We start from the raw sequence: 11,687 nt of genomic DNA, 5'->3' as shown, positions 1-11,687 counted from the left end.
TGGTTAGCCTTTCATTACATTAACATCTTCAACCGCAATGGAACCACGATTACGGAAAAAAACGACCAGAATTGCTAAACCAATGGCAGCTTCAGCAGCTGCTACGGTTAAGACAAATAAAGCGAATATCTGACCAACGAGATCATGAAGAAATGCTGAAAACGCAACAAAATTGAGATTAACTGAAAGCAATATAAGCTCAATGGACATCAAGATAATAATCACGTTTTTTCTGTTGAGAAAAATTCCAGCAATACCAATTGTAAACATCAAAGCAGAAACAGTGAGATAATGTGTAATATCAATATACATCTACATAGCCCCCCTTACATACCTTTACCTGATTCAACTTGTTTGATTTCAATGGCACTTTCTACCGTTCTAGAAACTTGCTCCGCAATAGATTGCCGCTTTACTCCTAATTTATGACGAAGTGTTAAAACAATAGCCCCAATCATTGCAACCAATAAAATCATTCCAGCAATTTGAAAATAGAAAACATAATCCGTATAGAGAATATCTCCTAATGCTTGTGTATTTGTTCGCTGCGCTAAATCTGGCATTGGTTGCGTAACATGTGTTCTCAAAACTGGAGAAAAATAGCTACTCACAAAAACAACAATCAATTCTACAGCGATAATAACACCAATAAGAGCTCCAATAGGAGCATACCGAAGAGTTCCACTCTTTAACTCAGCAAAATCAACGTCAAGCATCATAACGACAAACAAAAATAAAACAGCGACAGCTCCTACATACACAACAAGCAGAATAAGCCCTAAAAATTCTGCTCCTGCAAGCAAAAATAAAGCTGCTGCATTAAAAAATGCGAGAATTAAAAACAAAACAGAATGCACTGGATTGCGTGCTGTAATAACAATAACTGCACTTGTTAGCATAATAAAAGCAAACAAATAGAAAAATGCCGCCGCTAGATCTGTTAGCATAGGCTTCTCCTTAATTATTCAAACAATTGGTATAAACTTCATACCAGATTACAATTTATCGGAAAATATCCGACACCTCATTTAACGATACACTTAGCGATAAGGCGCATCCATCAATATATTGCGAGCAATTTCTCGCTCCCAGCGATCTCCATTTAATAAAAGCTTTTCTTTATCATAATAAAGTTCTTCACGTGTTTCCGTCGCAAACTCAAAATTTGGACCTTCGACAATAGCTTCAACCGGACAAGCCTCTTGACAAAAACCGCAGTAGATACATTTAACCATATCGATATCATAACGAACAGTTCTACGCGTACCATCATTGCGCCGTGGTCCAGCTTCAATTGTAATCGCTTGAGCAGGACAAATTGCTTCACATAATTTACAAGCAATACACCTTTCTTCACCATTTGGATAGCGACGCAATGCATGCTCACCGCGAAAACGCTGAGATACAAAGCCTTTTTCATAAGGATAATTAATCGTGGGCTTTGGTGAAAAAAATTGACGCATGGCTAAGAAAAAAGCACTCACAAATTCCAATAGAAGAAGTGACTTTGCCGCCTGAATAAAACCTGACATCGTAAAATCTCCTCTTAAACGAAATCCGTAAACTTTAAAAAAGCAGCAGTTATCACAACCATTGCTAGTGAGAGAGGAAGAAAAACCTTCCAACCAAGCCGCATGAGCTGATCATAGCGATAACGTGGAACAAATGCTTTAACCATAGCAAACCAAAAAAATACAAAACAGACTTTTAAAATAAACCAAATGATACCAGGAACCCAATTAAGCCACCAAACATCTAAAGGTGGCAGCCAACCGCCTAAAAATAGAATAGTTGTTAATGCGCACATTAAAACAATCGCAACATATTCACCAAGAAAGAAAAGCATGTAAGGCGTTGAAGAATATTCTACCATATGACCAGCTACAAGTTCAGATTCTGCTTCCACCAAATCGAATGGAGGACGGTTTGTCTCTGCAAGCGCAGAAATAAAAAATATAATAAACATTGGAAAAAGGACCAACCAATTCCAATCGAGAAAGCTGTTAAAAGGAAGACCAAGAGTTGTACCAATTCCAGAACTTTGTTTATGAACAATTGTTGTGAGATCCAACGAACCACTTATTAAAATGACAGTCACAAGCACAAAACCAATGGAAACTTCATAAGAAACCATTTGTGCCGCCGAACGAAGGGCTCCTAAGAAAGGATATTTTGAATTCGATGCCCATCCCCCCATAATGACACCATAAACCTCAAGAGATGAAATGGCTAAGATATAAAGCAAGCCAACATTAATCTTCGCAACCTCCCAGCCCTCATTGACAGGAATAACAGCCCAAGTTGATAAAGCAAGTGTCGCTGAAACAAAAGGAGCCAAAAGAAAAACACCCTTATTTGCACCTGCAGGGATAATAGGCTCCTTAACAACAAATTTAATTAAATCTGCAAAAGACTGTAACAAACCCCATGGACCAACAACATTTGGTCCACGACGCAATTGCACCGCTGCCCAAATCTTTCTATCTGCGTAAAGAAGATAAGCAACTAAGATCAAAAGAACGACCAAAAGAAGAAGTGTTTTTCCAACTATAATGAGTAATGGCAACAGCCAAGTCATAAAGAAATCATACATCATTATTCCTTTTCCTTTGCCTTACTTTATAGTTTGCGTAGCACGGTTTTTTGCAAGAGATGAACATTCAGCCATAACAGCAGAAGCACGTGCTATCGGATTTGTTAAATAAAAGTCTTTAACCATAGAAGTAAAGGTGTGACTCTCTAGAGAAACCATTTTTGAACCAAGCGCCTTAAGACCACTTACATCAGAAGGTACTATATCATCAACAGCACAAAGGTGTGGATAATCATTAAACAAGCATTGTCTTAATTGAGAAAGAGAATCAAAAGGGAGTCTTTGTCCTAAAATATCCGATAAAGCACGCAAAATAGCCCAATCTTCTTTTGCTTCACCTGGAGCAAAACCAGCCCGATTTGTCATTTGGACACGTCCTTCTGTATTCACATAAAGCCCTGATTTTTCAGTGTAAGCAGATGCAGGCAAAATAACATCAGCAGCATGTGCACCATTATCACCATGGCTACCAATATAAACTGTAAAAGCTTTTGTATTGGCTAATTCTACTTCATCAGCACCAAGTAAAAATAAAACTTCACAGGTTTTAAGAATATTTGCAACCCCAAGCTTAGAAGTAAAGCCTATGTCCAATCCTCCAACAATCGATGCTGCATTATGAAGAATCCCAAACCCATTCCATTCTTCACTAAGAGCACCAATATTGTCAGCTAATTTAGCAAGACTTTTTAAAACAGATAAACCTTCATTTCCTGAAACAGCTCCCTCTCCGATAAGAATAAGGGGCCTCTTCGCTTCTTTTAAGGCATTTAAAAAAACATCCTCTCCACGAATAAGTGTCGTTAATGTATCACTCCCAGATCCAAGATAAGAATAAGGATAACGTAAATCGACTTTCTCTCCAATTAATGCAATAGGAAAATTTCCCATCCGTTGGCGCTTTAAAATACGCGCATTTAAAACAGCCGCTTCATGACGTGGATTAGATCCCACAATAAGCAGTGCATCAGCCTGTTCAATACCTGCAATTGTAGGATTAAAAATATAACTCGAACGCCCAAACTCAGGCGATAAAGCCCCCCCTCTTTGGCGACAATCAAAAAGCGTTGAGCCCAAAGAACTCAATAATGCTTTAAGGGCATACATTTCCTCAACAGACGCAAGATCTCCAGCAATCGCTCCAATTTTTTCTGGCAAGGTTTTAGAAACCACCATTTTAATTTTTGCAAAAGCTTCTGTCCAACTGACAGGCTGAAGCTTTCCATCTTTGCGTACATATGGCCTATCAAGCCGCTGAGTGCGCAATCCATCCCAAATAAAACGCGTTTTATCAGAGATCCATTCCTCATTTACATCTTCATTCGTACGCGGCATAATCCGCATAACCTCACGGCCACGGCTATCAATACGGATCGCACTACCAAGCGCATCCATCACATCAATTGATTCCGTTTTTACCAATTCCCACGGACGAGCATGAAACGCATAAGGTTTTGAAGTTAAAGCTCCCACCGGACAAAGATCAATAACGTTTCCCTGTAATTCAGATGTCATAGCTTTTTCAAGATATGTCGTAATTTCAGCATCTTCGCCGCGACCGATCAAACCAAGCTCAGAAATACCTGCGACTTCTGTTGTAAATCGAACACAGCGTGTGCAATGGATACACCGTGTCATAACTGTCTTCACAAGTGGCCCAATATATTTATCTTCTACAGCACGCTTATTTTCACTATAACGAGAACAATCACGCCCATAAAGCATTGCTTGATCTTGAAGATCGCATTCTCCCCCTTGATCACACACAGGACAATCCAAAGGATGATTAATGAGAAGAAATTCCATAACACCTTCACGTGCTTTTTTTACCATCGCCGTATTGGTAAAAATCTCAGGTGCTTCACCGTTAGGCCCCAATCGTAAATCACGAACCCCCATAGCACAAGAAGCCTGAGGTTTCGGAGGACCACCCTTAACCTCAACCAAACACATACGACAATTTCCAGCAATTGACAAAGATTCATGAAAACAAAAACGTGGAATTTCTGCCCCAGCCGCCTCAGCAGCCTGAAGCAACGTGTAGTAATCAGGAACTTCAATCTCTTTGCCATCAACTTTGATATTTATCATCACCCATCCAACCTGCGGATAACCCACTTAAAATTTGCATTCGGCTGCTCTTTAAAAAATCTTCTATCCTACAGCTTCTAAAGCAATATTTTTGCTTTGGACTACATTTCGCGTGTATTCATCAATTCTACGCTCGATTTCCGGACGAAAATTACGTATCAACCCCTGTACAGGCCATGCGGCAGCATCACCAAGCGCACAAATAGTGTGTCCTTCAACCTGTTTCGACACTTCAAACAAAAGATCAATCTCGCGTTTTTGCGCTCTTCCCTCAACCATACGCCCTAAAAGACGCATCATCCACCCCGTCCCCTCACGACACGGTGTACACTGACCACAACTCTCGTGCTTGAAAAAAGCAGCTATACGCCAAATTGCCTTGATAATATCGGTTGATTTATCCATAACAATCATTCCCCCCGTGCCAAAAGAAGACCCAACATCTCGCATCCCATCAAAATCCATGATTGCATCGATCATATCCTCACCACGGACAACTGGACAAGAAGCTCCCCCTGGAATAACTGCTAAAAGATTATTCCATCCACCACGAACACCACCCGTATGTTTTTCAATTAATTCACGGAATGAAACACCAAGAGCGTCTTCAAATGTACAAGGTGCATTAACATGCCCTGAAACCATAAATAATTTCGTTCCAACATTATTTGCTCGTCCGATTGATGAAAACCACGAAGCACCCCGCCGCAAAATCGTTGGAACTACAGCAATGGACTCTACATTATTTACTGTTGTTGGACAGCCATAAATCCCCATATTGGCAGGAAATGGTGGTTTAAGCCGAGGTTGTCCCTTTTTCCCCTCAAGACTTTCAAGAAGAGCTGTTTCTTCACCACAAATATAAGCACCAGCTCCATGATGAATAACAATATCACAAGCATGCCCATATTTCGTTTTTTTGCCAAGTAAACCCGCATCATAGCATTCATCAACGGCAGCTTGAAGCGCTTCACGTTCACGAATATATTCACCACGAATATAAATAAAAGCAACATTGGCTCCCATAGCAAAAGTAGCGATTGCACATCCTTCAATCAAAGTATGGGGGTCATGACGTAAAATATCACGGTCTTTACAAGTTCCAGGTTCAGATTCATCAGCATTGACAACCAAATAATGAGGACGCCCATCATTCTGCTTTGGCATAAAAGACCACTTCATTCCGGTAGGAAAACCAGCACCACCACGACCGCGTAAACCCGATGCCTTCACCTCATCAATGATCCAATCACGACCTTTGTCAATCATCTCTTTCAGACCATTCCAATGCCCACGCAACATCGCAGCCTTTAATGATTTGTCTTTTAAACCATAAATATTGGTGAAGATACGATCTTTATCAGCTAGCATACCCCACCTTTTTTTCTATTACCCATAGCATTTTCCGCTTTTCCTCAAATGCAATTTTTAAATATCTTTTCAAAACTTCTTACTTTTCATTAAATGTTGCCATCATGGGTAGAATAATAAAATATTTTCTCAAGAAAAATACTTAATTATGTTCCCACTCTTTCCTTATCCTTTTTGGGTGAAGACTTAAGAGATCTTTTTTTCCTTCTCATCATCAATAAGAGAAGTTAAACCACTAATCGGTTCCGACGACTTACGGCTACTTTGCGGACCAACCGTTATCTCAGAACCTTTCCCAGCTTCAAATGCATCAATAATTTCTTCAAGACGCTCAGCTGTAAGATCTTCATAAGTATCTTTAAAAATCATAACCATCGGAGCATTCACACAAGCACCAAGACATTCTACCTCTTCCCATGATAAGGTTCCATCCTGATTGGTAACAAAAGGTTCATGATGAATTTTTTTCTGACAAACTTTAATCAATTCACCAGATCCACGTAACATACAAGGGGTTGTACCACAAACTTGAATATGCGCTTTTGTTCCAACAGGCTTAAGCTGAAACTGAGTGTAAAAAGTTGCAACTTCCAGAACACGAATATAAGCCATAGAAAGAATCTGAGCAATATGCTCAATCGCGGCACGTGTCACCCAACCATCTTGCTCTTGAGCACGCATTAATAACGGAATTACAGCAGACTGCTCACGCCCTACAGGATATTTCTCTATAGTATTTTTTACCCATATCTGATTTTCTTTTGTAAAAGAAAACTCAGCGGGCTGATAAAATTCATCTGCAAGACGGCGTACGGACATTAGCGATCAACCTCCCCAAAAACAATATCAATCGAACCCAAAATAGCTGTAGCATCCGCCAGCATATGACCTCTGGTTAAAAAATCCATAGCTTGGAGATGCGCAAACCCAGGAGCACGCAACTTGACACGATAAGGCTTATTGGTTCCATCAGAAACAAGATAAACACCAAACTCACCCTTCGGAGCTTCCACAGCAACATATACTTCTCCAGGAGGCGTATGAAAACCTTCCGTATAAAGCTTGAAATGATGAATTAGTGCTTCCATCGAACTTTTCATTTCACTCCGTTTCGGTGGTACAACTTTGCGATCCAAGCTCGAAACCGGTCCATTTTTTTCAGTACTCAGCAAACGCTCCACACATTGGCGCATAATTTTTGCTGATTGACGCATTTCTTCCATACGAATAAGATAGCGATCATAACAATCGCTATTCTTACCTACAGGAATATCAAATTCCATTTCATCGTAACATTCATAAGGCTGACTTTTACGTAAATCCCATGGAACACCAGCTCCACGAATCATAACCCCAGAAAAACCACGTACCCAAGCTTCATCAATACTTACAACGCCAATATCCACATTACGCTGCTTAAAAATCCGATTCGGGGTCACAAGCGCATCAAGTTTTCCGAGAGAAACAAGAAATGGATCAATAAAATCACCAATATCTTCAACTAAAGATTCTGGTAAATCTTGATGCACGCCACCGGGACGAAAATAATTTGCATGAAGACGAGCGCCACAGGCACGCTCATAAAAAATCATCAATCTTTCACGCTGTTCAAATCCCCAAAGCGGTGGCGTTAAAGCACCAACATCCATTGCCTGTGTCGTTACATTAAGCAAATGATTAAGAATACGCCCAATTTCAGAAAACAAAACACGTATTAATTGCCCTCTTTTAGGAACTTTAATATCCAATAACTTTTCAATAGCAAGAACAAAAGCATGTTCCTGATTCATAGGAGCAACATAATCCAAACGATCTAGATAAGGAGCCGCTTGAAGATAAGTTTTTGTTTCCATTAATTTTTCGGTACCGCGATGCAATAACCCAATATGTGGATCCACACGCTCAACAACTTCACCATCCAACTCCAAAACCATGCGCAAAACCCCATGCGCGGCAGGATGCTGCGGACCAAAATTGATATTAAAGTTTCGAACATTGACCTCAGCCACAATCAACCCCTTGCTTTTTAAAAAACTTCATATCAAATATCAAAAAAATCTATCATACTAAAAAATATTTAATTATTTAAGAAAGACAGTACTCTAATATAATGCCTTATCAAAACCAATATTATTTTTTTTCATCCGCTTTTCCATCACATGGCAAAGTATACTGGCCCCCTTCCCAAGGAGAAAGAAAATCAAAATTACGCATCTCTTGACGCAAAACAACAGGCTCATAAATTACCCTCTTTGCTTCATTATCATAACGACATTCAACAAATCCTGTCACAGGAAAGTCTTTGCGTAAAGGATATCCTTCAAACCCATAATCTGTTAAAATTCGTCTCAAATCCGGATGTCCTGAAAATAAAATCCCATACATATCATACGTTTCACGTTCATACCACTCTGCACCAGGATAAACCGTACAAGCTGAAGCAACAGGAGTATTTTCATCCGTACGAACTTTTACACGTAAGCGTAAATTCTCACGAGGAGATAACAATTGGTAAGAAACATCAAAGCGCTTATCGCGAGAAGGATAGTCCACACCACTAATGTCTGTGAGATTAATAAATTGACAGCGCGAATCATCACGAACAAACATTAAGACATCGATAATTGCATCAAGACGTGCCACAATGGTCAATTCACCAAAAGCAATAACTGTCTCTTCAAGCTTATTTTTTAACTTGTTTTCCAAATAAGCAGCAAGTTCAACCAAAGTTTTATCCATCATGACAAGAAAACTCTCTATCGCTCTATAGATCCGGTACGACGGATTTTTTTCTGTAGCAACAATATGCCGTATAATAATGCCTCTGCTGTAGGTGGGCACCCTGGAACATATATATCGACAGGCACGATACGATCACATCCACGCACTACTGAATAGGAATAATGATAATATCCCCCACCGTTTGCACATGATCCCATAGAAATCACATAACGTGGCTCTGGCATCTGATCGTACACTTTTCTTAAAGCAGGAGCCATCTTATTTGTTAGAGTACCTGCCACCACCATCACATCTGACTGACGGGGTGAAGCTCGTGGTGCATAGCCAAAACGCTCATTATCATAATGAGGCATTGAGCATTGCATCATTTCGATAGCACAACAAGCCAAACCAAAACTCATCCACATTAAAGAACCGGTGCGAGCCCAAGTAATCAAAGCATCTGCCGAGGTAACTAAAAAACCCTTATCTGATAATTCTGCATTAATATCACGAAAAAACTTATCATCAGCCCCTATCAGCTCACCAGTACTGGGATCAATAATTCCTTTTGGTTTTGGAGCAGCAATCGTTGAATTATTAGATCTTAATTCCATTCAAGGGCTCCTTTTTTCCATTCATATATAAATCCAATAGTCAAAATTGCTAAAAACACAATCATCGACCAAAAGCCAAACATACCTATTGATTCGAATGAAACAGCCCAAGGAAAAAGAAAAGCAACTTCAAGATCAAAAATAATAAATAAAATTGATACCAAATAGAAACGAATATCAAACTTCATGCGTGCATCACTAAATGAATTAAACCCACATTCATAAGCCGATAACTTTTCAGGATCAGGGGAACGATATGCTACAATGTAAGGTGTAATCAACAAAACTCCAGCAATAACAGCTGACACAATAATGAAAATCAAGACTGGTAAATAAGAGCTCAATAAATAAGCCATAACCCTCTTCCATCGTAACGAAATGCCTGAGCTTAACACAATGATTCAATATTGCGAGACCAAACAGACAAATTTAATAATCGCTCTATTAATTCTATTCATACTGCTTCAAAGGCACATAGAGCGATACTTTTCTTATCGGCATAGGTAACGCAGAGCAAAGAAAGACGCAAGCCCTATTCTTATAAACCATATAAAAAGAAAGAAAAACACATTTATCCCACAATCAAATACTCACCACCTCACTCAATAGCATATGGATATTTTAAAAAGGAAATTTCACAAGGAATCATAAAATGGCGCGAGTGACGGGGCTCGAACCCGCGACCTCCGGCGTGACAGGCCAGCACTCTAACCAACTGAGCTACACCCGCGCATTTTTTCGAACCAATTTAATTTGGTACAAGCGGTCGTGTAAGGGGTTCATGCGTTTATGTCAAGAAGGATTATGCATTTTTAAAAAAAATTATCAAATACCATCTTTATTCTTGCGTTTAGAAATTTTTTTCCTTAAAGAGTTCCCATTCAATTGCCAATCATTGCATTGGGCGATTAGCTCAGCTGGTAGAGCGCCTCGTTTACACCGAGGATGTCGGGAGTTCGAGTCTCTCATCGCCCACCATATAGCTTTATATTCCTATTAAGCTGTTGATTCTTCATATGTTTTTTTAAGTGAGGGGCGCGTAAATAAAAGTTAGGGAATAGGATTTTCTAACATTTCTCTATAAAGCACGCTTCGCACAATGTTTCTAATGTTTCTTTGAAGTCTGCTAACGCTTCTTGATGTAAGCCATCTAAAAGTCTCATAAACGCAACAACAGTTTCACGTTGCAACGGAGTAGAAGGTTTTATTATGATGCTTTTTCGACAAGAATAGGCTTCTTTTTTTAAGAGAGAAGCCATTGCTTTATCTAAACCATAAAGCTCTATGATCTTTTCTTCCAGTTCTACAGGAACAGATTTTTTGCCAATTTCTACAGCAGATAAAAATGATACAGATATGTCTAATTTCTTAGCCATATCTAAGAGGCGTTCTGAATGATCAACCCGAAGTTTCCGTAAAATTTTACCAAAAGATGTAACCATATAAAAAGTCCTATTAGAGAAGAAATATTTTCTTCTGATTCTAACAAATCTTTTTATGATTTTCCTCAATTATTGCGAATCAAGAGTTCTTTTCGGGGTGGTTTTTTAGCAAAACCAGATGTCCAAAGGGTCTCTAATTCTAAAAAGTCAAAATCCTTAAAGATCTCTCGAACCGCATCACAATCATTGAGACTCAAGACAAATTTACCTTGTATGCTTTTGAGAACTTTTGCCATACTCACAAAATCATCTTCAACAAAATTCCCAGAGCTGTAACACTTCTTCTTTACAAGATAAGGCGGGTCTAGGTAAAATAAACTGTCGGGTGCATCAAAAAGCTCGACAACCCGATCCCATGATAAATTTAAGATCGTCGTATCAAGAAGCTTCTGTCTAACACGTCTCATCCTTGATAACAGCTTTTCGGGATTAAACTCTGCCGTTCTTTTCCTTCCAAAACTAAAAGAGACATAATCTTTTTTCCCATACATCACACAACGTTGGAGAAACAAAAAACGTGCGGCTCTTTCAACTTTGGAAAGGCTTTCTGGTTCAATAGCCGCAAGTTCAAAAAACAACTGTCTTGAACAAACAAACCATTCTAGTCGTTTGGCTAAATCATCAAAGTCATTTTGAACACATTGAAACAGGTTCGTGATCTCTCCATTCAGATCATTAATCACGGAATATTTTGCTGGTCTTTTATTTAGGAAAATAACACCAGAGCCTAAAAACGGTTCAACATAGGTTTCATGGTCAATATTATTTAAAATCGGTATAATTTTCTTACGCAGATAGTGTTTACCACCCATCCACGCAAACAATGTTTGTGTAAATTCTTGTTTCATCATA

The 11,687-nt window shown here is 39.1% G+C and carries 12 protein-coding genes, 2 tRNA genes and 1 pseudogene; 1 reads left to right on the top strand and 14 read right to left on the bottom strand.

Annotated features, from left to right (window positions below; all coding sequences use genetic code 11):
- Positions 1-3: 3 nt before the first annotated feature.
- From nuoK to ACFIKE_RS03255, 12 genes and pseudogenes are all read right to left on the bottom strand, one after another.
- Positions 4-312 carry an NADH-quinone oxidoreductase subunit NuoK gene (gene nuoK, locus ACFIKE_RS03310; RefSeq protein WP_015856359.1) on the bottom strand — a complete coding sequence of 103 codons (309 nt, stop codon included), beginning with the start codon at positions 310-312 and terminating at the stop codon, positions 4-6.
- 14 nt (positions 313-326) lie between these two features.
- Entirely contained in the window at positions 327-947 is a 621-nt protein-coding gene (locus ACFIKE_RS03305; RefSeq protein WP_273723185.1) for an NADH-quinone oxidoreductase subunit J, read from the bottom strand.
- 93 nt (positions 948-1,040) lie between these two features.
- Positions 1,041-1,532 carry an NADH-quinone oxidoreductase subunit NuoI gene (gene nuoI / locus ACFIKE_RS03300; protein ID WP_273723184.1) on the bottom strand — a complete coding sequence of 164 codons (492 nt, stop codon included), beginning with the start codon at positions 1,530-1,532 and terminating at the stop codon, positions 1,041-1,043.
- 14 nt (positions 1,533-1,546) lie between these two features.
- On the bottom strand, positions 1,547-2,593 hold the full coding sequence (nuoH, locus tag ACFIKE_RS03295) for an NADH-quinone oxidoreductase subunit NuoH (protein ID WP_375625919.1): 1,047 nt from the start codon (positions 2,591-2,593) through the stop codon (positions 1,547-1,549).
- Between the two features lie 21 nt (positions 2,594-2,614).
- Complete coding sequence (gene nuoG, locus ACFIKE_RS03290) at positions 2,615-4,684, bottom strand: NADH-quinone oxidoreductase subunit NuoG (protein ID WP_375648401.1); 2,070 nt, start codon at positions 4,682-4,684, stop codon at positions 2,615-2,617.
- Positions 4,685-4,747: 63 nt separating this feature from the next.
- Positions 4,748-6,055 (bottom strand): NADH-quinone oxidoreductase subunit NuoF, encoded by a 1,308-nt coding sequence (nuoF, locus tag ACFIKE_RS03285; RefSeq protein WP_375627308.1) that lies wholly within the window; start codon positions 6,053-6,055, stop codon positions 4,748-4,750.
- Between the two features lie 146 nt (positions 6,056-6,201).
- Positions 6,202-6,874, bottom strand: a pseudogene (gene nuoE, locus ACFIKE_RS03280) (NADH-quinone oxidoreductase subunit NuoE).
- Positions 6,874-8,064, bottom strand: a complete 1,191-nt coding sequence (locus tag ACFIKE_RS03275; protein WP_375648394.1) for an NADH-quinone oxidoreductase subunit D — start codon at positions 8,062-8,064, stop codon at positions 6,874-6,876. The pseudogene nuoE and the gene ACFIKE_RS03275 overlap by 1 nt, the downstream one beginning before the upstream one ends.
- 121 nt (positions 8,065-8,185) lie before the next feature.
- The gene (locus tag ACFIKE_RS03270; RefSeq protein ID WP_375648393.1) at positions 8,186-8,797 is read right to left on the bottom strand and encodes an NADH-quinone oxidoreductase subunit C; all 612 of its coding nucleotides are present in this window, start codon (positions 8,795-8,797) and stop codon (positions 8,186-8,188) included.
- 14 nt (positions 8,798-8,811) lie between these two features.
- Positions 8,812-9,393: a NuoB/complex I 20 kDa subunit family protein gene (locus tag ACFIKE_RS03265; RefSeq protein ID WP_375648392.1), complete on the bottom strand. Its 582-nt coding sequence runs from the start codon at positions 9,391-9,393 to the stop codon at positions 8,812-8,814.
- Positions 9,384-9,749 carry an NADH-quinone oxidoreductase subunit A gene (locus ACFIKE_RS03260; protein ID WP_005773599.1) on the bottom strand — a complete coding sequence of 122 codons (366 nt, stop codon included), beginning with the start codon at positions 9,747-9,749 and terminating at the stop codon, positions 9,384-9,386. The genes ACFIKE_RS03265 and ACFIKE_RS03260 overlap by 10 nt, the downstream gene beginning before the upstream one ends.
- A gap of 297 nt (positions 9,750-10,046) precedes the next feature.
- A tRNA-Asp gene (locus ACFIKE_RS03255) sits at positions 10,047-10,123 on the bottom strand.
- 172 nt (positions 10,124-10,295) lie between these two features.
- Here ACFIKE_RS03255 and ACFIKE_RS03250 point away from each other — a divergent pair.
- Positions 10,296-10,371, top strand: a tRNA-Val gene (locus tag ACFIKE_RS03250).
- A gap of 89 nt (positions 10,372-10,460) precedes the next feature.
- On the opposite strand, the gene ACFIKE_RS03245 is transcribed toward ACFIKE_RS03250, so the two are convergent.
- Both ACFIKE_RS03245 and ACFIKE_RS03240 read right to left on the bottom strand, forming a co-directional pair.
- On the bottom strand, positions 10,461-10,835 hold the full coding sequence (locus tag ACFIKE_RS03245) for a helix-turn-helix domain-containing protein (protein ID WP_375648391.1): 375 nt from the start codon (positions 10,833-10,835) through the stop codon (positions 10,461-10,463).
- Between the two features lie 65 nt (positions 10,836-10,900).
- On the bottom strand, positions 10,901-11,686 hold the full coding sequence (locus tag ACFIKE_RS03240; RefSeq protein WP_375648390.1) for a DNA adenine methylase: 786 nt from the start codon (positions 11,684-11,686) through the stop codon (positions 10,901-10,903).
- Position 11,687: the final 1 nt, after the last annotated feature.

It is taken from the genome of Bartonella sp. MU70NMGDW, from assembly GCF_042194085.1.
GTDB classification, from domain to species: domain Bacteria; phylum Pseudomonadota; class Alphaproteobacteria; order Rhizobiales; family Rhizobiaceae; genus Bartonella; species Bartonella grahamii.
This window is presented reverse-complemented; position numbering and strand designations above follow the sequence as displayed.

What these genes read in the sequence shown, in the direction of transcription:
- nuoK (WP_015856359.1), bottom strand. Translation starts at nt 312, where the DNA reads ATGTATATTGATATTACACATTATCTCACTGTTTCTGCTTTGATGTTT.
- ACFIKE_RS03305 (WP_273723185.1), bottom strand. Translation starts at nt 947, where the DNA reads ATGCTAACAGATCTAGCGGCGGCATTTTTCTATTTGTTTGCTTTTATT.
- nuoI (WP_273723184.1), bottom strand. Translation starts at nt 1,532, where the DNA reads ATGTCAGGTTTTATTCAGGCGGCAAAGTCACTTCTTCTATTGGAATTT.
- nuoH (WP_375625919.1), bottom strand. Translation starts at nt 2,593, where the DNA reads ATGTATGATTTCTTTATGACTTGGCTGTTGCCATTACTCATTATAGTT.
- nuoG (WP_375648401.1), bottom strand. Translation starts at nt 4,684, where the DNA reads ATGATAAATATCAAAGTTGATGGCAAAGAGATTGAAGTTCCTGATTAC.
- nuoF (WP_375627308.1), bottom strand. Translation starts at nt 6,055, where the DNA reads ATGCTAGCTGATAAAGATCGTATCTTCACCAATATTTATGGTTTAAAA.
- ACFIKE_RS03270 (WP_375648393.1), bottom strand. Translation starts at nt 8,797, where the DNA reads ATGATGGATAAAACTTTGGTTGAACTTGCTGCTTATTTGGAAAACAAG.
- ACFIKE_RS03265 (WP_375648392.1), bottom strand. Translation starts at nt 9,393, where the DNA reads ATGGAATTAAGATCTAATAATTCAACGATTGCTGCTCCAAAACCAAAA.
- ACFIKE_RS03260 (WP_005773599.1), bottom strand. Translation starts at nt 9,749, where the DNA reads ATGGCTTATTTATTGAGCTCTTATTTACCAGTCTTGATTTTCATTATT.
- ACFIKE_RS03245 (WP_375648391.1), bottom strand. Translation starts at nt 10,835, where the DNA reads ATGGTTACATCTTTTGGTAAAATTTTACGGAAACTTCGGGTTGATCAT.
- ACFIKE_RS03240 (WP_375648390.1), bottom strand. Translation starts at nt 11,686, where the DNA reads ATGATGAAACAAGAATTTACACAAACATTGTTTGCGTGGATGGGTGGT.